The organism is Pseudomonas yangonensis, assembly GCF_009932725.1.
In the GTDB taxonomy this organism is placed as follows: Bacteria; Pseudomonadota; Gammaproteobacteria; order Pseudomonadales; family Pseudomonadaceae; genus Aquipseudomonas; species Aquipseudomonas yangonensis.
In genome coordinates, this window is record NZ_BLJU01000002.1 from 709,109 (window position 1) to 728,178 (window position 19,070).

The 19,070-nt window shown below is 63.2% G+C and carries 21 protein-coding genes; 14 read left to right on the forward strand and 7 right to left on the reverse strand.

All coding sequences use genetic code 11. The features are described from left to right. Positions 1–82: 82 nt before the first annotated feature. Both GYB81_RS05065 and GYB81_RS05070 read right to left on the reverse strand, forming a co-directional pair. Complete coding sequence (locus GYB81_RS05065) at positions 83–562, reverse strand: hypothetical protein (RefSeq protein WP_161866321.1); 480 nt, start codon at positions 560–562, stop codon at positions 83–85. A gap of 199 nt (positions 563–761) precedes the next feature. After that, positions 762–1,616 carry a sulfurtransferase gene (locus tag GYB81_RS05070; RefSeq protein ID WP_161866320.1) on the reverse strand — a complete coding sequence of 285 codons (855 nt, stop codon included), beginning with the start codon at positions 1,614–1,616 and terminating at the stop codon, positions 762–764. Between the two features lie 96 nt (positions 1,617–1,712). On the opposite strand from GYB81_RS05070, the gene GYB81_RS05075 reads away from it, so the two are divergent. Both GYB81_RS05075 and gdhA read left to right on the forward strand, forming a co-directional pair. Then, entirely contained in the window at positions 1,713–2,525 is an 813-nt protein-coding gene (locus GYB81_RS05075; protein ID WP_161866319.1) for a lysophospholipid acyltransferase family protein, read from the forward strand. Between the two features lie 170 nt (positions 2,526–2,695). Continuing rightward, positions 2,696–4,033 carry an NADP-specific glutamate dehydrogenase gene (gdhA, locus tag GYB81_RS05080; RefSeq protein WP_161866318.1) on the forward strand — a complete coding sequence of 446 codons (1,338 nt, stop codon included), beginning with the start codon at positions 2,696–2,698 and terminating at the stop codon, positions 4,031–4,033. A 268-nt stretch (positions 4,034–4,301) separates the two neighbouring features. Here gdhA and GYB81_RS05085 read toward each other — a convergent pair whose 3' ends face one another. Then, positions 4,302–5,366 carry an SMP-30/gluconolactonase/LRE family protein gene (locus GYB81_RS05085; protein WP_438810697.1) on the reverse strand — a complete coding sequence of 355 codons (1,065 nt, stop codon included), beginning with the start codon at positions 5,364–5,366 and terminating at the stop codon, positions 4,302–4,304. Positions 5,367–5,493: 127 nt separating this feature from the next. Between GYB81_RS05085 and rnd the strand changes: the two genes are divergently transcribed. From rnd to GYB81_RS05110, 5 genes are all read left to right on the forward strand, one after another. Then, the gene (rnd, locus tag GYB81_RS05090) at positions 5,494–6,627 is read left to right on the forward strand and encodes a ribonuclease D (protein ID WP_161866317.1); all 1,134 of its coding nucleotides are present in this window, start codon (positions 5,494–5,496) and stop codon (positions 6,625–6,627) included. Next, entirely contained in the window at positions 6,624–6,917 is a 294-nt protein-coding gene (locus tag GYB81_RS05095) for a YcgL domain-containing protein (RefSeq protein ID WP_024308684.1), read from the forward strand. Before rnd ends, GYB81_RS05095 begins: the two co-directional genes overlap by 4 nt. Positions 6,918–6,920: 3 nt before the next feature. Then, positions 6,921–7,853 (forward strand): D-2-hydroxyacid dehydrogenase, encoded by a 933-nt coding sequence (locus GYB81_RS05100; protein WP_161866316.1) that lies wholly within the window; start codon positions 6,921–6,923, stop codon positions 7,851–7,853. Between the two features lie 84 nt (positions 7,854–7,937). Beyond that, positions 7,938–8,387 carry a YcgN family cysteine cluster protein gene (locus GYB81_RS05105; protein ID WP_161866315.1) on the forward strand — a complete coding sequence of 150 codons (450 nt, stop codon included), beginning with the start codon at positions 7,938–7,940 and terminating at the stop codon, positions 8,385–8,387. A gap of 101 nt (positions 8,388–8,488) precedes the next feature. Beyond that, the gene (locus GYB81_RS05110) at positions 8,489–9,715 is read left to right on the forward strand and encodes a hypothetical protein (protein ID WP_161866314.1); all 1,227 of its coding nucleotides are present in this window, start codon (positions 8,489–8,491) and stop codon (positions 9,713–9,715) included. Between the two features lie 236 nt (positions 9,716–9,951). Here GYB81_RS05110 and GYB81_RS05115 read toward each other — a convergent pair whose 3' ends face one another. Beyond that, positions 9,952–10,320: a YajD family HNH nuclease gene (locus GYB81_RS05115; RefSeq protein WP_161866313.1), complete on the reverse strand. Its 369-nt coding sequence runs from the start codon at positions 10,318–10,320 to the stop codon at positions 9,952–9,954. Between the two features lie 75 nt (positions 10,321–10,395). Between GYB81_RS05115 and GYB81_RS05120 the strand changes: the two genes are divergently transcribed. Next, positions 10,396–10,707 (forward strand): hypothetical protein, encoded by a 312-nt coding sequence (locus tag GYB81_RS05120; RefSeq protein ID WP_161866312.1) that lies wholly within the window; start codon positions 10,396–10,398, stop codon positions 10,705–10,707. A 79-nt stretch (positions 10,708–10,786) separates the two neighbouring features. Here GYB81_RS05120 and GYB81_RS05125 read toward each other — a convergent pair whose 3' ends face one another. Beyond that, positions 10,787–12,829, reverse strand: a complete 2,043-nt coding sequence (locus tag GYB81_RS05125) for a S9 family peptidase (RefSeq protein ID WP_161866311.1) — start codon at positions 12,827–12,829, stop codon at positions 10,787–10,789. Positions 12,830–12,930: 101 nt separating this feature from the next. On the opposite strand from GYB81_RS05125, the gene GYB81_RS05130 reads away from it, so the two are divergent. The 6 genes from GYB81_RS05130 to GYB81_RS05155 all read left to right on the forward strand — a co-directional run bounded on the left by GYB81_RS05130 (position 12,931) and on the right by GYB81_RS05155 (position 16,834). Then, positions 12,931–13,404, forward strand: a complete 474-nt coding sequence (locus GYB81_RS05130; protein ID WP_161866310.1) for an MFS transporter — start codon at positions 12,931–12,933, stop codon at positions 13,402–13,404. A gap of 62 nt (positions 13,405–13,466) precedes the next feature. Next, positions 13,467–13,913 (forward strand): HIT family protein, encoded by a 447-nt coding sequence (locus tag GYB81_RS05135; protein ID WP_161866309.1) that lies wholly within the window; start codon positions 13,467–13,469, stop codon positions 13,911–13,913. A gap of 4 nt (positions 13,914–13,917) precedes the next feature. Continuing rightward, positions 13,918–14,691, forward strand: a complete 774-nt coding sequence (locus GYB81_RS05140) for a class II glutamine amidotransferase (protein ID WP_024308676.1) — start codon at positions 13,918–13,920, stop codon at positions 14,689–14,691. A 4-nt stretch (positions 14,692–14,695) separates the two neighbouring features. After that, positions 14,696–15,220 (forward strand): DUF2937 family protein, encoded by a 525-nt coding sequence (locus GYB81_RS05145; RefSeq protein WP_161866308.1) that lies wholly within the window; start codon positions 14,696–14,698, stop codon positions 15,218–15,220. A gap of 138 nt (positions 15,221–15,358) precedes the next feature. Next, positions 15,359–16,426: a DUF2167 domain-containing protein gene (locus tag GYB81_RS05150; RefSeq protein ID WP_161866307.1), complete on the forward strand. Its 1,068-nt coding sequence runs from the start codon at positions 15,359–15,361 to the stop codon at positions 16,424–16,426. Between the two features lie 9 nt (positions 16,427–16,435). Beyond that, positions 16,436–16,834, forward strand: a complete 399-nt coding sequence (locus tag GYB81_RS05155) for a hypothetical protein (RefSeq protein WP_161866306.1) — start codon at positions 16,436–16,438, stop codon at positions 16,832–16,834. A gap of 56 nt (positions 16,835–16,890) precedes the next feature. Here the strand turns inward: GYB81_RS05155 and GYB81_RS05160 are convergent, their stop codons facing one another. Together GYB81_RS05160 and GYB81_RS05165 are read right to left on the reverse strand one after the other, a co-directional pair. Then, positions 16,891–18,069, reverse strand: coding sequence for a vWA domain-containing protein (locus tag GYB81_RS05160; protein ID WP_161866305.1), 1,179 nt, complete (start codon positions 18,067–18,069; stop codon positions 16,891–16,893). Positions 18,070–18,219: 150 nt separating this feature from the next. Then, the gene (locus GYB81_RS05165) at positions 18,220–19,065 is read right to left on the reverse strand and encodes an AAA family ATPase (RefSeq protein WP_161866304.1); all 846 of its coding nucleotides are present in this window, start codon (positions 19,063–19,065) and stop codon (positions 18,220–18,222) included. Positions 19,066–19,070: the final 5 nt, after the last annotated feature.

Here is a 19,070-nt window from a genome sequence, read left to right on the forward strand (position 1 = left end):
AAGTTCCCGAAATAGAGCGTATTGTCGGACAATTGGCGTAGATTTGTGCAGAACTTCATCCGGTGTATTTCTGACGGATTGGTCAGGCTACCCGGCTTACCGGTTCGATGCAGCGCTGCCAGGCTTCGAGAAAGTCACCTTGACGACCTTGTGGCTGAAAAACCCGGCACCAGATCCGACCCAGCGCCAGCAGGTCGTCGGCGTCTGGCAGCTCGAGGTGTTCGGCCTCCACCAGCAGCCAGGCGACGGCTGTGGCGTAACGCAGGTTGACCGTGAGTTCCAAGTGCGGTGCTTCGAGGAAGGCGTGCTGGCTGGCGAGGCCGCGGACACGGCTGGCAAGTTCTGGATCGAAGGCTAGATGCCGATCCCATAGGGTCTGGTGGCGCTGCTCGCTGATGCGATACAGGCCGTGGCCTTGTGGGGTGTCCAAAGCGCTGCCGAGTGCCGACTGACAGGCCGCAGCCCCCAGTAGCAAGGCTTCGGCCGTGGCACTATGACGCTGCAGATAGAGAAGGGTAGGGCGGATCACATGCTGGCTGAGATCGCAGGCGGCTATTCCCATGACATCCTCGCGGAGGGTGCCGGTGGGGCCGGGCGCGTGGCAGCTTTTCTAGTGTCTCTTCGATAAAGGCCCCACCGGGAGCGGGGTTAGCCGCTCATTTTCAAGTCTAGTGCGATATTTCAGCTGTAAAGGGCTGTTTTTAAATTGATTCCAGATTTGAGTTATTGGGCATATTTCGATTGGTGCTTAAAACCCTGCGTCAGTCGCCGGTGGCTATCGGGTGTGACGGATCGGTGATCCATTCACTCCAGGAGCCCGCATACAACTGCGCCAGCGGATACCCGGCGAGGCTCATGGCGAACAGGTTGTGGCAGGCCGTGACTCCGGAGCCGCAGTAGGCCACCAGGTTTTCCAGCGGGCGGTCACCACGCAGTTTGTCGAAGCGCTCGCGCAACGTTTGCGCCGAAAGAAATTTGCCATCGGCTCCGAGGTTGTCGGTGAAGGCTGCACATTGCGCTCCGGGAATGTGTCCGGCGACCGGGTCGAGTGGCTCGACTTCACCGCGAAAGCGCGGCAGTGCTCTGGCGTCGAGCAGGGTGAGATCCGGATTGCCCAGGCGCAGGGCCAGTTGTTCGGCACTCAGCAGCAGGTTGCTGTCGGGTTGCGCCGAAAAATCACCGGGGGCGCTCTCCGGTGGGGCAATCGTCAGTTCCTGACCGGCCTCGCGCCAGGCCTTCAGACCGCCGTCGAGCAGGTACAGGCCATCGCGCTTGCCGAGCCAGATCAGCAGCCACCATGCCCGCGCGGCGAAGGCGCCGGGACCATCGTCATACAGCACTACCTGGCTGTCTGCCCGCAGGCCGCAGTTGCGCAGGCGTTCCACCAGTGCGCTGGGGTCCGGCAGCGGATGGCGCCCGGTTACGCCCTTGATCACCGGGGCGGACAGGTCCTGCTCGAGATCGAGGAAGTAGGCGCCGGGAATATGCCCGTCAAGGTAGCTGCGACGGCCATAGGCCGGGTCTTCGAGGGCGAAGCGGCAATCCAGAACTACCAGATTGTCCTGCTCCTGACGTCGTTGAAGGTGTTCCGTGCTGATCAGCTGAGCGAGTGGCATGCTGCCTCCTGTGTCCTGGCAAGGTTTGCCAGCATCATAGCGCCTAGCCCACGCCCTGCCCCCGGATCGATCTTCAGATTAGTAAGGAGCCGTTTCATGCTGAGCCTGCAACCCATCGCCCGTAGCGCGAATATGGCCCGCCGCGTCGGCGTGGTGCTGGGGACCCTGAGCGTGACGCTGTATTTCTGCCTGCTGGTGATTGGGCGTGCCGCCATCGGCCGGCTGCGCCGCGAGCATGTAGACGGTTATACCCGTGCCTGGTCTGCGGCCTTGCTGCGGCTGGTGCGCATGCGTATGACGGTGCACGGCCAGTGTCCGGATTTCAATGATGGCCGGCGTTACCTGATTCTCTGTACGCACTCCAGCCATTACGACATTCCAGCGAGTTTCGTTGCCATGCCCGGGTCGATTCGCATGCTGGCCAAGAGCGAGTTGTACCGTATTCCCTTTCTTGGCCGTGCCATGCGTGCGGCGGAGTTCCCCTCGGTGGATCGGCACAATGCGCAGCAGGCCAGGCGTGATCTGCAGCGCGCCCGCCAGATGATGGAGAGCGGCGTCGTGCTGTGGGCCGCGCCGGAGGGAACGCGTTCGGCCGATGGCCGCCTGCAGCCGTTCAAAAAGGGCTGCTTCCACCTGGCACTGGACACCGAAGCGGTGATCGTACCGGTGGCCATTCGCGGTATTCACCACGTACTGCCGGCGCGCACCTGGCGCCTGAATCTCGATCAGCCGGTGCAGTTGCTCATCGGCTCTGCGATCGACGCCAGTCGCTATGATCGGGAACGCCTCGCTACCCTGATGGCTGACACACGGCAGAGCATGGAGATGCTGTTGCAGGGCGCCGAAGCCGCACCGGAAGCGGGCCTCGAAGTGGCGGGCGTGATCGAAAACTGTGCGCAGCGAGGCTGATTTTGGTGCGTGCCTTAACCTTTATTAAGCGCCATAAAATGCGGAGTTGGATGCTTCTTCTCAGGTCAATGCACTAAAAAGTTTCATCAAAGCGACATTCTGATCTGTTTTGGTGCTTTGCTGCCTGCTAGAGTGCCGGCCACTTTGTCTCTGTGGTGTCGAGGTGCCGCATGTCGTTGTCCGTCGATTCTTTCCTGGCGCGCCTGAAACAGCGCGATCCCGATCAGCCGGAGTTCCACCAGGCGGTGGAAGAGGTAGTGCGCAGCCTCTGGCCCTTTCTGGAGGCCAACCCGCGTTATCGCGATGCCGGCATTCTCGAGCGCATGGTCGAGCCCGAGCGCGCCATTCTGTTCCGTGTGCCCTGGGTCGACGACCGTGGCCAGGTGCAGGTCAACCGCGGCTACCGCATCCAGATGAGCAGCGCCATCGGCCCCTACAAGGGTGGCCTGCGCTTCCACCCCTCGGTGAACCTGGGCGTGCTCAAGTTCCTGGCCTTCGAACAGGTGTTCAAGAATTCGCTGACCTCGCTGCCCATGGGTGGCGGCAAGGGCGGTTCGGACTTCGACCCCAAGGGCAAGAGCGAGGGCGAGGTAATGCGCTTCTGCCAGTCGTTCATGAGCGAGCTGTACCGCCATATCGGGGCTGACCTGGACGTGCCGGCCGGCGACATCGGCGTCGGTGGCCGTGAGATCGGCTACCTGTTCGGCCAGTACAAGCGCCTGTCCAACCAGTTCACCTCGGTGCTTACCGGCAAGGGCCTGAGCTACGGCGGCAGCCTGATCCGTCCGGAAGCGACCGGCTATGGGTGCGTGTATTTCGCTCAGGAGATGCTCAAACGCATCGGTCAGGGCTTCGAAGACAAGCGTGTGGCCATCTCCGGTTCCGGCAACGTCGCCCAGTACGCGGCGCAGAAGGTCATGGAGCTGGGTGGTCGCGTCATCTCGCTGTCCGACTCCGAAGGCACTGTGCATATCGAGAGTGGCCTGAGCGATGAGCAGTGGTTGTACCTGATGGATCTGAAGAACGTGCGCCGTGGTCGTCTGCGCGAGATGGCCGAGCACTACGGTCTGCAGTTCCTCGCCGGTCAGCGCCCCTGGGACCTGCCGTGCGATATCGCATTGCCCTGCGCGACGCAGAACGAGCTGGACGGCGACAACGCCCGCGCGCTGCTGAACAACGGCTGCATCTGCGTGGCCGAAGGCGCCAATATGCCCTCGACCCTGGAAGCGGTGGACCTGTTCGTCGAGGCCGGTATCTGCTACGCGCCGGGCAAGGCCTCCAACGCCGGTGGCGTGGCCACCAGTGGCCTGGAAATGAGCCAGAATGCCATGCGCCTGCACTGGAGCGCCGGCGAGGTGGATGAGCGTCTGCACGGCATCATGCAGAACATTCACCATGCCTGCGTGCACCATGGCGAAGAGAATGGCCGCATCAACTACGTGAAGGGCGCCAACATCGCCGGCTTCGTCAAGGTCGCCGATGCCATGCTGGCCCAGGGTGTGGTCTGAGGTTCGATACTTCGCGATAAAAGAAAGCCCCGGTTATCCGGTAATGGTATTCACATAAGGTTGTGCGCGCTTTGCTCCCCTCTCCCATTTATTGGGGGCACGCCTAGTGGAGAGGGGCTGGGGGAGAGGGCTGAAATCGCCGCAAGTCTGCCGGCCCCCCTCTCCGAACGCGGCCCGCCCTAACCCTCTCCCCAGAGGGGCGAGGAGACTGATCGCGCCCAACCGCCGCTTAAGTGAACAGCATTACGGTTATCCGGGGCTTTTTTCGTCAGTGCAGTTCCAGGCGACCGATGCGGTCGTTGTCCAGACTACCGAAGTAGAGGTAATCCCCTACCGGCTTCACCGACGTGACCATGCGCAGATGCGTGCCGCTGGTGTCGTGCAGGCTGCGAACGATGTTGCCCTGTTCATCGAGTGCGATGGCGAAGCCGTAGGGGATCGCTTTCGGCCACAGCGCGCGCGGCAGCTTGGCCAGTTGCGCCTTGAGCCAGGGGTGGCGATGAAGGAAGTCGGCGTCGGCCTTGCGCGGGGTGGGCAGCGCCACCCAGAAGGTGCCCTTGCGGTCGCCCTGCAGGTTGTCCGGCAGACCAGGCAGGTTGTCGATGAATATGTCGTGCTGGCCGGCCTTGTCGCCCTTGAGCCAGTAGCGGGTGATGCGGTAGCGATAGGTCTCGTTGACCAGCACGAAGTCCTCGTTCGCCGACAGCGCCACGCCGTTGGCGAAGAACAGGCCATCGAGCAGAACGCGGGTTTCGCCGCTGGCCGGGTTGTAGCTCAGCAGGCGTCCGTGCGGGCGTGCTTCGAGCAGATCGAGCAGGTAGTCCGGTTGCTGGAAGCGCGAGGAGGCGTCGCTGAAGTAGATGGTACCGTCGCTGGCGATATCCAGGTCATCGGTGAAGGCGAAGGGCAGGCCGTCGGCCTCGGTGGTCAGCACCTTGATCGCACCCTGCGGGTCGATGCTCAACAGGCCCTTGTAGGCGTCGGCGACGATCAGGTTGCCATCGGCATCGAAGTTCATGCCCAGCGGGCGGCCGCCGGTTTCGGCGAAGGTTTCCAGGCTGTCGTCTGCCAGCACGCGGACGATGCGCCCGTCATGCAGGCCGGCGTAGACGCGGCCCTCGGCATCCACGGCGGTATCCTCGGGGCCATGGACCTGGCCGCGCGCCAGCAGCTCGGCCTTCATCAGGGTGTCGTTGGGTTCCAGCACGCCAGTCATCGCCGGGGCCGGCGCCGCGTCCCAGGGCAGCGGATCGATCGGGCTGGGCGTTAGGGCCAGGTAACCAGCCGCTGCGGCCAGCAGCATGACGAGCAGGGCAAGCAGTTTCTTCAGCATTGTTGTTCTTCCGTGTCGGAGGTGGTGCGCGGCACAGATTACACAGTTCCGCTGATCGGCGGCAGGCCGCGCCCCGTGCGAAGGCCTGGGCATATATACTGCGCGGCATTGTTCATGGGAGAGCCGCGTGGCTAACGACATTCATTGGATTCTCGACGACGCCAGCCTGGCCGAGCATTGCGCCGCCTGGCAGGCATTGCCTTTCGTCGCGCTGGACACCGAGTTCATGCGCGTCGACACCTTCTACCCCATCGCCGGGCTGCTGCAGGTCAGCGGCGGCGACGGCGCCTATCTGATCGATCCCTTGCGCATCAGCGACTGGCGACCTTTCGCTGTGCTGCTCGAAGCGCCGAACGTGGTCAAGGTGCTGCATTCTTGCAGTGAAGATCTGGAAGTCTTTCTGCGCCTGAGCGGCAGCCTGCCGGCGCCGCTGTTCGATACGCAACTGGCGGCCGGTTATCTCAACCTCGGTTTTTCCATGGGCTACTCGCGCCTGGTGCAGGCGCTGCTCGATATCGAACTGCCCAAGGGCGAAACCCGCTCCGACTGGCTGCAGCGGCCGCTGTCCGAACTGCAGGTGCGCTACGCCGCCGAAGACGTGCTGCATCTGGTCGAGGTGTACCGTGCGCTGATGGCCCGCCTGGCGCCGCAGAAGGTCGAGTGGGTACTGGAGGACGGTGCCGAACTGGTGGCCAACCTGAGCCGTGAAGTGGCACCGGAGGACGCCTGGCGCGAGGCCAAGCTGGCCTGGAAACTGTCGCGTCAGCAACAAGCGGTGCTGCGCGCCCTGTGCGCCTGGCGCGAACGCGAGGCGAGGGCGCGCAATCAGCCGCGTAATCGCGTGCTGCGCGAGCATTCGCTGTGGCCGCTGGCACGTACCCAGCCGGATAACCTGGTGGCGCTGGCGCGTATCGAGGACATGCATCCGAAGACCGTGCGCCAGGATGGCGAAACCCTGCTCAAGCTGATTCGCGAGGCCGCGGCACTGCCACCCGAGCAATGGCCCGAGACCTTGCCCGAGCCGTTGCCGGTCGAAGCCTCGGCGCTGCTCAAGAAGCTTCGCGCCGTCGGCCAGCGCGAGGGCGAGCGCCTGGATATCGTGCCCGAGCTGATGCTGCGCAAGAAAACTTTGGAGGCCCTGCTGAAAAGCGGCTTTCCCAATGGCCCTTACCAATTGCCCGATTCCCTGCGCGGCTGGCGCCGGGAGTTGATGGGTCAGGCTCTTCTGGACTGCCTGGCCGCTGAAGGAGAATCCGCGTGAAACGCATCTGTTCCATCTACAAGAGCCCGCGCAAGAACGAGATGTACCTCTACGTACTCAAGGCCGAGGCCCTGACCCGCGTGCCTGAGGGCCTGCTCGCGGTATTCGGTCCGCCCGCGCACGCCTTCGATCTGGTGCTCAGCCCGGAGCGCCAACTGGCGCGGGAAGACATCGCCACGGTGCTGGAGAATCTCGATAAGCAGGGTTATCACCTGCAGATGCCGCCGCCCGAAGAAGACTACATTCAGCACCTGCCTGACGAATTGCTGTGTCGTAACGACCCGGTTTGACGCATGCGCCTGCTGATCGCAGAAGATGATCATGTGTTCTATGCCGAACGCATTCGTAGCGCCTGTCCCGAGCTGCAGCTGGTAGCCAGCACGCAGCCCGAACAGCTGCATACGCTCGCCAGCGAATGTGACCTGTGGCTGGGGCAGCCTGACCTGCTCGCGCCCTTGCTGCGCGCAGGGCTGCGTCCACAGTGGCTGCAGTCGACCTGGGCAGGCATCACGCCGCTGCTGGCGGCGGGCCTGCCGCGTGATTATCGCCTGAGCCGCGCCGTTGGCATCTTTGGCCAGGCAATGGCCGAATACGTGCTCGGCCATATGCTGGCCCACGAGCGGCGTCTGTTCGCGCGGCTGGCGGCGCAGGTCGAGCAGCGTTGGGATCACAGCCTGCCGCGTAGCTTGCGTGGGCGCCGGGTGCTGGTGGTCGGTTGTGGCGATATCGGTCAGGCCGTGGCCACTTTTCTGCAGCCATTCGCTGTGGAGCTGCGTGGCGTTGCCAGCCATGCCCGAGAGCAGGCGCCTTTTGCCGAAGTGGCAGCCATGGACGGCTTGCCACGGCTGATCACCTGGGCCGACTATGTGATCAACCTGCTGCCGGACACGCCGGCAACCCGCGATCTGTACGATGCCGAGCTATTGGCCCATTTCCGTGAAGAGGCCGTGCTGATCAACGCCGGGCGTGGCGTCGCGGTGGTCGACGCCGACCTGGTCGCCGCGCTCGAGCGACATCAGCTGGCGGGTGCAGTGATCGACGTGTGCCGCGAAGAGCCTCTGCCGCCAGGCCATCCGTTCTGGACGGCGCCGCGTCTGCTGCTCACCGGCCACAGCTCGGCGCCCACCGATCCGGCGCTGATGAGCGACTTGTTCACCGACAACCTGACGCGCTGGAAAACGGGAAAGCCGCTACGTGGTGAAGTGGATTTCGCCCGCGGTTACTGATGCCGTTGGGCCAGTGCCGCTTGGCCGCACCTGCCGCCCGAGCTAGACTGCCGCGCTTTTTCCACCTGAGTCCATACTGCTCTCATGGCCGCCAACCTCGAACCCTTCTGGAAACGCAAGACGCTCGCCCAGCTCGACCCGGGCGAGTGGGAATCGCTGTGCGACGGTTGCGGCCTGTGCTGCCTGCAGAAGCTCGAGGACGAGGACGACGGCGCCGTCTACTACACGCGTATCGCCTGCAAACTGCTGGACCTGCAGAGCTGCCGGTGCAGCGATTATCCCAACCGGGTCAAGCATGTGCCCGATTGCATCCAGCTCACGCCGGCGCAGGCCGATCAGTTCCAGTGGCTGCCGCCGACCTGCGCCTATCGTCTGGTCAGTGAAGGCAAGGATCTGCCGCACTGGCATCACCTGGTGAGCGGTGATCCGGATGCGGTGCATGCCGAGCGGATTTCCCAGTCGGGACGTATGCTCAGCGAGAACAGCGTGGCCGAAGAGGACTGGGAAGATCATCTGATTTTCCGGGCGGGTTGATTGCCGCGCAGCTTCGTGGCAAATCTGTCTTCCGCCCATGGAATTTGCTCTGTGGCGCGGCGGTCATATGCCGCCATGTCACGCATCAGGAGTGTTGCTCGATGTCCCTTCGCTTGCCGTTGTACGCGTCTCTGCTGCTTCTGAGCCTGCCGGCCGTTGCCGCCGCGCAGAAGGTCGATCTGGATTACCACGTGCGCTTTCTGCCCGAGAGCAATCAGGCCGAGGTCAGCATCACGCTGGAGAAGGGCGAGCGCGTGCGTAGCCTCGATTTCAATCTTGGCGAGGACGGACGCTTCAGCGACTTCAAGGCCGATGGTCAGTGGTCGCAGGAGGTTGCCGGGCGAGGCAAGTGGCAACCGGGCGAGGGCAAGAGCGTGCTCAGCTATCGTGTGTTGATCGACAACGAGCGCAAGCCCGGCCGTTACGACGCCAGGATGACCGAGGACTGGGCGCTGTTTCGCGGTGATGATCTGGTACCCGCGGCCAGGCTCGATCAGCGTGACAAGACCGAGCTGGTAGCGCGCCTGCAATTTGAGTTGCCCAAGGGCTGGAAGAGCGTGGAAACCGGCTGGCCGCGCATCGGCAAGAATCGTTTTCGTATCGACAACCCGCAGCGCAAGTTCGATCGCCCGACCGGCTGGATGCTCGCCGGCAAGCTGGGTACCCGCCGCACGCGCCTGGGTGATACCGAAGTCGCCATTTCCGCGCCAGTCGGTGAGGGCATGCGGCGCATGGATATCATGACCTTCCTGACCTTCGTCTGGCCGCAGATGCAGCAGGTGTTCCCGCGTGATCCGGACAAACTGCTGATCGTCGGTGCTGGCGATCCGATGTGGCGCGGCGGCCTGTCGGCGGCCAACTCCTACTACATGCATGCCGACCGTCCACTGGTCAGCGAGAACGGCACCAGTTCGCTGGTGCATGAGCTGGTGCATGTGTTCGGCCGGATCTATGGCCGTGATCGCAGTGACTGGATCGCCGAAGGCCTGGCCGAATACTACGCCATCGAATTGATGCGCCGTGCCGGTGGCATCAGCGAAGACCGCTATCAGAAGATCCGCGAGCAGTTGATTCGCTGGAGCAAGCCGGTCAACAGCCTGCGCACCGACAATGCCAGCGGCCAGGTCACCGCCCGTGCCGTGCTGCTGTTGCAGGAGCTGGACCGGGAAATCCGCCAGAAGACCAAGGACAAGGGCAATCTCTCGCTGGACGACGTCACCCGTGGGCTGATGCGTCTGGACCGGGTCAGCACCAAGGACTTCGTCGACATTACCGAGAACGTCATCGGCGGCCCGTCGAAAACCCTGGATACACGCTTGCTGCGTTGAGTCCTGGTGCAGTCCCGTAGGAGCGGCTTCAGCCGCGAATTGCGAATGAATTCGTTCCTACAGGGCCGTGACGCCTGATCCCGCTGCCGGGGACGTTCCGCAGCGTTGAGAGCCGCCAAGCATGACGCGCAGCTGTCCACGCGCAACCTGGTTGCCCTCGGATTGGCGCACGCTACCGACTCCGTAGGAGCGGCTTCAGCCGCGAACGCGAATGAATTCGCTCCTACGGACCGCAGTCAGTCCTTTTTAGCGTCCGCCTGGCCGAGCAGTGCGGCCAAACCTGCCAGCCCCTTGTGCGTGACCTTGCTGCCGGAGCCCGCGCTGGCGGCCTCTTCCTTCTGGTAGTGCAAGTCGACCTGACGCTGGTGTTCGTTGTCGTGGCAGTACAGACACAGCAGCTCCCAGTTGGAACCGTCTTCCGGGTTGTTGTCGTGATTGTGATCGCGATGATGCACGGTCAGCTCGCTCAGGCGCTTGCCGCTGAACTCGCGGCCGCAGCGGCCACAGATGTGTGGGTACATGCGCAGCGCCTTTTCCCGGTAGCTGGTTTCGCGGCGTTGCTGGGCTTCGGCGAGAATCTTGTCGAGCTTGCTGGTCGGATTCATGGAGCGATTCGCTGGAACGTTGGTGGGCAGGTGTTGCCAGAATAGAACGAAAGCCTGTCGAGCAGGAGAGCCATCATGCGTATCCCTATTCTTGCCGCGATGATCCTGGCGTCCAGCGTCGCCACGCTGGCATGGGCGCAGCAGCCCACGCGCATGCCGTCAGCTCCGGAGGCCGGCTCGCCGGGCACGGCGACGCCACAGCCCTATGGCCAGCCCTCGACCGCCGTACCGATCAAGCGCCAGGGATCGGCGCCCCTTCTTCCGCCGCCTCAGGGCCAGCCCCTGCCCGGTGCGCCTCGCTCCAACGGTGATCAGCCGATCCCGCAACTGGACGAGCAGATACGCCGCAACAGCCAGGGGCTGGAAGGGCAGCGCAAGCAGGACTGAGCGTCGTTTTCCTGTAGGAGCGGCTGGGCGGCATTCCGCTTCAGCCGCGATGCTTGGGCAATCGCGGCTGAAGTCGCTCCTAGGCGTGCGCTATCCCGAGCACACGGAACAGGAACGCATACTCCAACGCCACATCCCTGATGCCCTGATAACGCCCACTCATGCCGCCGTGGCCAGCGCCGAGGTCGGTCTTCAGCAGCAGCAGGCTGTCGTCGGTCTTGTCGCGGCGCAATTTGGCCACCCACTTGGCGGCTTCCCAGTACTGCACGCGGCTGTCGTTGTAACCAGCCACGGCGAGAATCGCCGGATAGGCCTGGGGGCGCACATTCTCGTAAGGCGCGTAGGCCTTGATGCGCTCGAAGACCTCGGGCTGGTTCGGGTCACCCCATTCGTCGTACTCGGTCACGGTGAGCGGCAGGTCCGGGTTGAGCATGGTATTGAGCACATCGACGAAGGGCACTTCGGCAATGGCAGCGGCGAACAGCTCGGGGCGCTGGTTGAGCACGGCGCCGATCAGCAGGCCGCCGGCGCTACCGCCGCTGATCGCCAGCTGCGAGGCGGTGGTAAGACCTTCGGCGATCAGGCGTTCGGCGCTGGCGATGAAGTCAGCGAAGCTGTTCTGCTTGTGCGCAAGCTTGCCGGCGCGATACCAGGCTTCGCCCATCTCGCCGCCGCCGCGTATGTGGGCGATGGCGAAGACGAAGCCGCGGTCGAGCAGGCTCAGGCGCGCATGGGAGAACCAAGGGTCAAGGCTCGCGCCATAGGCGCCATAGCCGTAGAGATAGAGCGGGGCCGGCTGGCCTGCGGCGAACACCTCGCGGCGCGCCACCAGGCTGATCGGGATCTGCGTACCGTCGGCTGCGCTGGCCCAGAGACGACGGCTTTCATAAAGGTCGGCATCGAACGGGCCTTCTACCGGCGTCTGCTTGAGCACCTGCTGCGCACCCGTGGCCAGTTCCAGCTGACGTACCTGGGCGGGGCGGTTCAGCGCTTCGTAGCGCAGGCGAATCACCGGGCTGTGAAACTCCAGGCTGTCCTGCACATAGAGGCTGTAGGCCGCATCCGGCAGCTGCACGCGGTATGCCATCTGGCCCTGCGGCTGCACTTCGAGGATCGGCAGGCCACCTTCGCGCAGCGCCAGGACGATGGCGCGCTGGTTCAGCGTGGCACCTTCTAGCATCACCTGCGGGTCATGTGGACGAATCTGTTGCCAATGCGCGCGCTGCGGCTTGCCCTCGGTGGCGCGGTACAGCGCGAAGTTGATCCCGCTCTGGTTGCTGCGGATCAGCCAGCACCACTCGCCGTTGAGCATGCCGTGGTCGACGTCGTACTCGTGATTTTCCTCGCGGGGCGCCAGGCAGGTGAAGGCGTCTTGCGGGTTATGGGCGTCCAGCACCCAGACTTCGCTGGTGGTCTTGCTGCCCAGTTGCAGAATCAACTGGCGCTCGGAGCTGGAACGATAGCAATGCAGGAAGAAACGGCCATCTGCCTCCTCGAATACCGCTTCGGCTGCGGCCTCGCCGAGGCGGTGACGATAGAGCTTGTAGGGGCGGTGGGTGTCGTCCAGTTCGGTGAAGAACAGCGTCTGGCTGTCGTTCGCCCAGGTCATGCTGCCATCGCAGTCGTCGAAGGACAGCTCGCTGATCTGGCCGCTGCCCAGCTCCTTGACGAACAGGCGGTAGATCTCGTCGCCGCTGCTGTCGAGGCTGTAGGCCAGGCGTTGCTGGTCGGGGCTGATGCTGAATGCACCCACGGAAAGAAAGCCGCCACCGGCCAGCTCGTTGGGGTCGAGCAGCAGCGTTTCGCTGGCGCTGTCGACCTGCAGCGAACCATCGGCAGGGCGACGGCAGCGATAGTGCCGTGGATATTCGTCACCAGCGGTGGTGCGCTGGTAATAGAGGTAGTCGCCCCAGGGTGTGGGCAGCGACAGGTCGGTCTCGCGGATGCGCCCCTTAATCTCCTCGAACAGCTGCTCGCGCAGCGCCTGCTGTGGCTCCAGTACGCTCTCCAGATAAGCGTTCTCTGCCTGCAGGTACGCCAGCACCTCTTCGCTGTCGCGGTTCTCCAGCCAGCGATAGGGATCGTTGCCGGCTTGCTGGTGGGCGATGGGGGCAGAGGACATGGCGAAACTCCAGATCGGCCTGGCCGGCAAGAGCGCCGAGCCGGGTAAAAACCGCTATCATAAGCGCCCCTTTGCCAGACCTGCCACGCCGGCGCCTGCTTATGATGAATGAAAACGACTACCTCATGGCCTGGGCGGCCTACGGGATTGCCGCCCTGGGTTGCCTGTTGGTATGGATGCGCCTGACCAGCTGGATGTGGCGCTATCTGCGCGAGCCACTTGCCGTGCTGGTGGCGGTATTGCTGTTCAGCCCGACCATCGTCGACCCGACGCGTGAGCTGTTCGCACCAGCACTGGCGGTCACCGCCATGGACGTTTTGCTCAAGGTCGGCAACAACGCCTGGCGCGCCGTGGCCGATCTGGCGCTCTACAGCCTGATCGCGCTTGCCGTTTACCTGCTGTTCGTCGCCATTCGCTGGCCCATCGAGCGATGGTGGAAGAACCGCCATGGCCAGGCGGCCGCCGAGCCTGACGAAGACCCCCGTACTCTGCGCGAGCGCATGGAAGAGGACGACGATCTACCGATTCGCGATTACGGGCGCGATCGCAGCGGTCGTATGGAACCGCGTATCTGATTTGCCCCTTGCGCCTGCAGGTCCGTGCGTTCAGCATGATGACCTTGCGCAAGGGAGGCCCGATGGATTGCGTGTTCTGTGCCATTGCCGAGCGACGGCTACCCGCTCATCGACTTTACGAGGACGATGATTTCATCGTTCTGCTGGATATCTTTCCCATGCGTCCGGCCCATGTGCTGATCGTCAGCCGCCTGCATGCGCCGTTTCTGCGTGACCTGCCTGTGCCGGTTCGTGAGCGTCTGCTGACCTTGTCGGAGCGTGTGGCCAGTGCGCTGCGTGAGGCCGGCTACGGGGTCAACGGCATCAATATGCTGATCAACGATGGTCCGGACTCCAACCAGCATGTGCCTCATCTTCATCTACACCTGATTCCGCGTCGGCCGGGCGACCTGCCGGCGCTGCTCTGGCGGCTGCTGGTGCGTTTTCTGCCGCAGGGCCGCAAACGACTCGAAGCGCGTCTGCAGGACGAAGCCGAGCGCCTGTGCCTGATCCTCGGCAAGGAGAATTGATTCGATGTGCGAATTGCTCGGCATGAGCGCCAATGTACCCACCGATATCGTCTTCAGCTTCACCGGGCTGATGCAGCGCGGCGGCCGTACCGGGCCGCACCGTGATGGCTGGGGTATCGGTTTCTACGAGGGGCGTGGCCTGCGTCTGTTCCAGGACCCGCGGGCGAGCAGCGAGTCCGAGGTCGCGCAACTGGTGCAGCGCTACCCGATCAAGAGCGAGGTGGTGATCGGCCACATTCGCCAGGCCAATGTCGGTCAGGTTTCACTGGTCAATACCCATCCTTTCAGCCGCGAGCTATGGGGACGCAACTGGTGTTTCGCGCATAACGGCCAGCTCGCTGGTCTGCAGGGCTCCACCAGTTTCTATCGACCGGTGGGCGAGACCGATAGCGAAGCCGCCTTCTGCGACCTGCTCAACCGCGTGCGGCGCGCGTTTCCCGAGCCGGTCTCGGTGGAGGTGCTGCTGCCGGTGCTGGTGGCGGCCTGTGCCAGCTACCGCCAGCTTGGCGTGTTCAACTGCCTGCTCAGTGATGGCGACTGGTTGTTCAGCTTCTGCTCGACCAAGCTGGCGCATATCACCCGGCGTGCGCCGTTCGGCCCGGCGCAGCTCAAGGACGCCGATCTCAAGGTGGACTTTCAGTCTGAAACCACACCCAACGATGTGGTGACGGTCATCGCCACCGAACCTCTGACCGACAACGAACAATGGTCGCTGTACCAGCCGGGCGAATGGCGCCTGTGGCGCCGCGGCGAAAGCATCACTCACGGCAAGGCCTGATCCCATGCTTAGAAGCTACCTGCGTCTGACGCTGTTCGCCTTCGGCCTGTTGCTCGGCGTACAGGTGCCGGGCTTCATCGATGATTATGCCAAGCGGGTCGAAGCGCACCGCCTCGAATCGCAACAGAGTCTCAAGGGTTTCCAGGAAACCGCAGAGAAATTCTTCAAGGGCGACATGGACGCGCTGGTGGCGCACTACCGCGTCAGCGACGACCCGGTGATGCGCAGCGACGCCAAGAGCGTCGGGCACCTGGTGCAGCGCTCGGCCTTGCTCGAGCGCGAGTGGCAGGCCATGCAGGGGCCCTGGTATGCCCAGGCCTGGCACCTGGCGACTGGCGCCGATCACGAGCTGTTCCAGGAAACCCTTCGGGCGTACCGCTATCAGGTGTTGTTCACCCCGGATGCCATCCTCTGGGGTGTGATCAGTGCGTTGCTGCTGGCCTGGCTGGCGGAACTGCTGGTGCTGACGTTCGGCTGGCTGTTCGGGGCAGGGCGGATCAGACGCGCTCAGCAGCGCCACTGGCGCTGAATCGGTCAGCCCGCGAGCGTTCCTAGGCGCAAGCCGAAGGGGGCAAAAGGTGCGCTGGTTCGCCAGATGTGCAGGCAGGGTGTGTTAATGTAATACCGCGTTACATTTATCCCAAACCCCTGTAGCACTGGAGTTTCCATGTCGATCAAGGATTCGATCCTGGCAGCCGCGCTGGCTGCCGTTCTGCCGTTCACGTCCGCTGCATACGCCAATCCCGAGACCGAGCCTGAGAGTGCTGCGGTCAGCGAGGAGGTCACCGAGGGTGACGATTCGGCGCAGTACATCAGCCCCGAAGAATTCGTCGCCAGCCTGGAGTTCAAGACCGGGCGAGTGGTGATCGGCAACGATCTGGCCACCCTCAACCTGCCCGATTCGCTGGTATTCCTCGATGGCGAGAATGCCCAGCGCCTGCTGGTCGATGGCTGGGGCAACCCGCCGGACGACTTTCCGCCGCTGGGCATGATCCTGCCGGCCGGGGTATCGCCGCTGGCCGAGGAGTCCTGGGGTGTCACCGTCGAGTATGAAGACAGTGGTTATGTATCCGACGAGGACGCCGCCGACATCGACTACGGCGACATGCTCAAGGACATGCAGGCCGACATGCGTGAGGCCAACACCTGGCGTGAGGAGAATGGCTACGAGCCGGTACAGCTGGTCGGCTGGGCCGCTGCGCCACGCTACGATGCCGAGGGCAAGAAGCTGCACTGGGCCAAGGAACTGAAGTTCGGTGACAGCGAGACCAACACCCTGAACTACAACATCCGCGTGTTGGGCCGTAAGGGTGTGCTGGTGCTGAATTTCGTCGCCAACATGGATCAGCTTGCAGAGATCGAGGCCAACGTGCCGGCCGTGCTGGCAGCCACCGAATTCAACCCAGGCCAGCGCTATGCCGAATTCGATCCGGACCTGGACACCGTAGCCGCTTACGGCCTGGGCGCGCTGGTAGCCGGCAAGGTGGCGGCCAAGACCGGTCTGCTGGCCATGCTGCTGGTACTGCTGAAGAAGTTCTGGTTCATCCCGGTGGTGGTGATCGGCTGGCTGTTCAAGCGTATCGGCCTGAGCAAGAAGGACACTGCGAGCGAAGAAGCGAGTGCACCGGCTGCTCCTGTGGCAGCGCCAGCCGAGGCCAAGGTCGAGGAGCCGGTACAGGCCCCGGCGCAGACGGTGATGGACCTGAACAAGCCGGACGACGCGGACAAGCGTTGAGCTCGAAGCGTGGGTGGTGTCATGCACAGGGATATACTGCGCTGCTCCTTTCTTGCGGTTGTGCTGTTGCTGAGCGCCGGCTGTGGCCAAGCGGATCGCTTCGCCGAGGGATGGGATCAGGGCGGTACGCTGCATGAGGCGACCATGCGGGACTGGGCTTTTGCCGTCGATGCCAATCGACTGGCCACCAGTGCCGATTTCGTCCGCGAACGGATTCCCGACGTGCCAGAAGAGGCGTTGCCGATCATCAGCGCCCTGGTCGAGAAATGCCTGAGCGACATGTCGCTCAGGTTCGCCGTGGACTATGTGAAAGCGCACGAGAAGCTGGATTACTGTTTCGACTATACCGAGAGAATGCTCGGCAGGTTGGAGCAGGAATATGCAAACCAGGCGCGTGCAACCGAATAGCAAAACGCCGCGAATCCTTAACCGGGTTCGCGGCGTTCTTCGTTGCGGCTCTAGCCTTACTTGGACAGGTACTTCATGCCGTCTTCCAATCCCTGCAGGGTCAGCGGGTACATGCGATCTTCGATCAGCTCGCGTACCAGGGCGGTGGAAGCGGTGTAGTTCCAGGTGTCCTTGGGGTAGGGGTTGATCCAGATGATCTTCTTGAACTTCTCTGTGAAGCGCTTCATCCAGACGTAGCCGGCTTCCTCGTTCCAGTGCTCGACGCTGCCGCCGGCCTGGGTGATTTCGTAGGGCGCCATGGCCGCATCGCCGACGAACACCACCTTGTAGTCGGCGCCATACTTGTGCAGCAGGTCCATCGTCGAGGTGCGCTCGCTGGTGCGGCGCATGTTGTTCTTCCACACGCTCTCGTAGATGAAATTGTGGAAGTAGAAATATTCAAGATGCTTGAACTCGGTCTTGCAGGCCGAGAACAGCTCCTCGCAGACCTTGACGTGGGCATCCATCGAGCCGCCGATATCCAGCAGCAGCAGGAGTTTGACCGTGTTGCGTCGTTCCGGACGCATCTGAATATTGAGCAGGCCGCCGTCTTTCGCCGTGTGGTCGATGGTGCCGTCCAGATCCAGCTCTTCGGCAGCGCCCTGGCGGGCGAACTTGCGCAGGCGACGCAGCGCCACCTTGATGTTGCGCGTGCCCAGTTCGACCTGATCGTCGAGGTTCTTGTATTCACGCTGGTCCCACACCTTGGCGGCCTTGCCCTGGCGCTTGCCGGCATCGCCGACGCGAATGCCTTCCGGGTTGTAACCCCCGGAGCCGAACGGGCTGGTGCCGCCGGTGCCGATCCACTTGTTGCCGCCTGCGTGCTTTTCCTTCTGCTCCTCGAGGCGCTTCTTGAATTCCTCGATCAGCTTGTCGAGGCCGCCGAGGCTCTGGATTTGCGCTTTTTCCTCATCGGTCAGCAGGCGCTCGAACTCCTTGCGCAACCACTCCTCTGGGATCATCGCCTCGATGTGCTGGTTGAGGTTCTCAAGGCCGTTGAAGTAGGCGCCGAAGGCACGGTCGAACTTGTCGAAGTGACGTTCGTCCTTCACCAGGATCGCGCGCGCCAGGTAATAGAACTCGTCCATGTCGGCGAACACGACGTTGTGCTTGAGCGCGTTGATCAGGTCGAGCAGCTCGCGCACCGACACCGGCACCTTGGCCGCGCGCATTTCGTTGAACAGGTTGAGGAGCATGGCTGCGGGTCTCCCGGTGATGCACGAACGGTTCCCTCTCCCATTCATGGGAGAGGGTTAGGGAGAGGGGCCTTTCAGGCCGTATCGACTTAGCCGGCTACCCTCTCCCCCGGCCCCTCTCCCGCAAGCGGGAGAGGGAAGACAAGCCTCTCAGCGGCTGGCGCGGCGGGTCATGAAGGCCAGGCGCTCGAGCAGTTGCACATCCTGCTCGTTCTTCACCAGAGCGCCGGCCAGCGGCGGGATGGCCTTGGTCGGGTCGCGCTCGCGTAGCACGGCTTCGCCAATGTTGTCGGCCATCAGCAGTTTGAGCCAGTCCACCAGTTCGCTGGTCGAAGGCTTCTTCTTCAGGCCCGGCACCTTGCGTACGTCGAAGAATACGTCCAGCGCCTCGGCCACCAGCTCGCCGCTGATGTTGGGGTAGTGCACGTCGACGATCTTCTTCAGGGTCTCGCGATCCGGGAAGGCGATGTAGTGGAAGAAGCAGCGGCGCAGGAAGGCGTCCGGCAGTTCCTTCTCGTTGTTCGAGGTGATGATGATGATCGGGCGCTGCTTGGCCCTGATCGTCTCGTTGGTCTCGTAAACGTAGAACTCCATCTTGTCGAGTTCCTGCAACAGGTCGTTGGGGAACTCGATGTCGGCCTTGTCGATCTCGTCGATCAGCAGGATCACGCGCTCGTCGGACTCGAACGCCTCCCACAGCTTGCCCTTCTTGATGTAGTTGCGAACATCGTGGACCTTGTCGGAGTCGAGCTGCGAGTCACGCAGGCGGCTGACCGCATCGTATTCATACAGGCCCTGATGCGCCTTGGTGGTGGACTTGATGTGCCAGGTGATCAGGCGGGCAGAGAAGGCCTCGGCCAGTTGCTCGGCGAGCATGGTCTTGCCGGTGCCCGGCTCACCCTTGACCAGCAGCGGGCGTTGCAGGGTGATGGCGGCGTTGACCGCGAGTTTGAGGTCGTCGGTGGCGACGTAGGACTGGGTGCCTTCGAACTTCATCGGAA

Excerpts from the sequence above, each read along its gene's own strand:
- GYB81_RS05065 (WP_161866321.1), bottom strand. The coding sequence starts at position 562 with ATGGGAATAGCCGCCTGCGATCTCAGCCAGCATGTGATCCGCCCTACC.
- GYB81_RS05070 (WP_161866320.1), bottom strand. The coding sequence starts at position 1,616 with ATGCCACTCGCTCAGCTGATCAGCACGGAACACCTTCAACGACGTCAG.
- GYB81_RS05075 (WP_161866319.1), top strand. The coding sequence starts at position 1,713 with ATGCTGAGCCTGCAACCCATCGCCCGTAGCGCGAATATGGCCCGCCGC.
- gdhA (WP_161866318.1), top strand. The coding sequence starts at position 2,696 with ATGTCGTTGTCCGTCGATTCTTTCCTGGCGCGCCTGAAACAGCGCGAT.
- GYB81_RS05085 (WP_438810697.1), bottom strand. The coding sequence starts at position 5,366 with ATGCTGAAGAAACTGCTTGCCCTGCTCGTCATGCTGCTGGCCGCAGCG.
- GYB81_RS05100 (WP_161866316.1), top strand. The coding sequence starts at position 6,921 with ATGCGCCTGCTGATCGCAGAAGATGATCATGTGTTCTATGCCGAACGC.
- GYB81_RS05105 (WP_161866315.1), top strand. The coding sequence starts at position 7,938 with ATGGCCGCCAACCTCGAACCCTTCTGGAAACGCAAGACGCTCGCCCAG.
- GYB81_RS05110 (WP_161866314.1), top strand. The coding sequence starts at position 8,489 with ATGTCCCTTCGCTTGCCGTTGTACGCGTCTCTGCTGCTTCTGAGCCTG.
- GYB81_RS05115 (WP_161866313.1), bottom strand. The coding sequence starts at position 10,320 with ATGAATCCGACCAGCAAGCTCGACAAGATTCTCGCCGAAGCCCAGCAA.
- GYB81_RS05120 (WP_161866312.1), top strand. The coding sequence starts at position 10,396 with ATGCGTATCCCTATTCTTGCCGCGATGATCCTGGCGTCCAGCGTCGCC.
- GYB81_RS05125 (WP_161866311.1), bottom strand. The coding sequence starts at position 12,829 with ATGTCCTCTGCCCCCATCGCCCACCAGCAAGCCGGCAACGATCCCTAT.
- GYB81_RS05130 (WP_161866310.1), top strand. The coding sequence starts at position 12,931 with ATGATGAATGAAAACGACTACCTCATGGCCTGGGCGGCCTACGGGATT.
- GYB81_RS05135 (WP_161866309.1), top strand. The coding sequence starts at position 13,467 with ATGGATTGCGTGTTCTGTGCCATTGCCGAGCGACGGCTACCCGCTCAT.
- GYB81_RS05140 (WP_024308676.1), top strand. The coding sequence starts at position 13,918 with ATGTGCGAATTGCTCGGCATGAGCGCCAATGTACCCACCGATATCGTC.
- GYB81_RS05145 (WP_161866308.1), top strand. The coding sequence starts at position 14,696 with ATGCTTAGAAGCTACCTGCGTCTGACGCTGTTCGCCTTCGGCCTGTTG.
- GYB81_RS05150 (WP_161866307.1), top strand. The coding sequence starts at position 15,359 with ATGTCGATCAAGGATTCGATCCTGGCAGCCGCGCTGGCTGCCGTTCTG.
- GYB81_RS05160 (WP_161866305.1), bottom strand. The coding sequence starts at position 18,069 with ATGCTCCTCAACCTGTTCAACGAAATGCGCGCGGCCAAGGTGCCGGTG.
- GYB81_RS05165 (WP_161866304.1), bottom strand. The coding sequence starts at position 19,065 with ATGAAGTTCGAAGGCACCCAGTCCTACGTCGCCACCGACGACCTCAAA.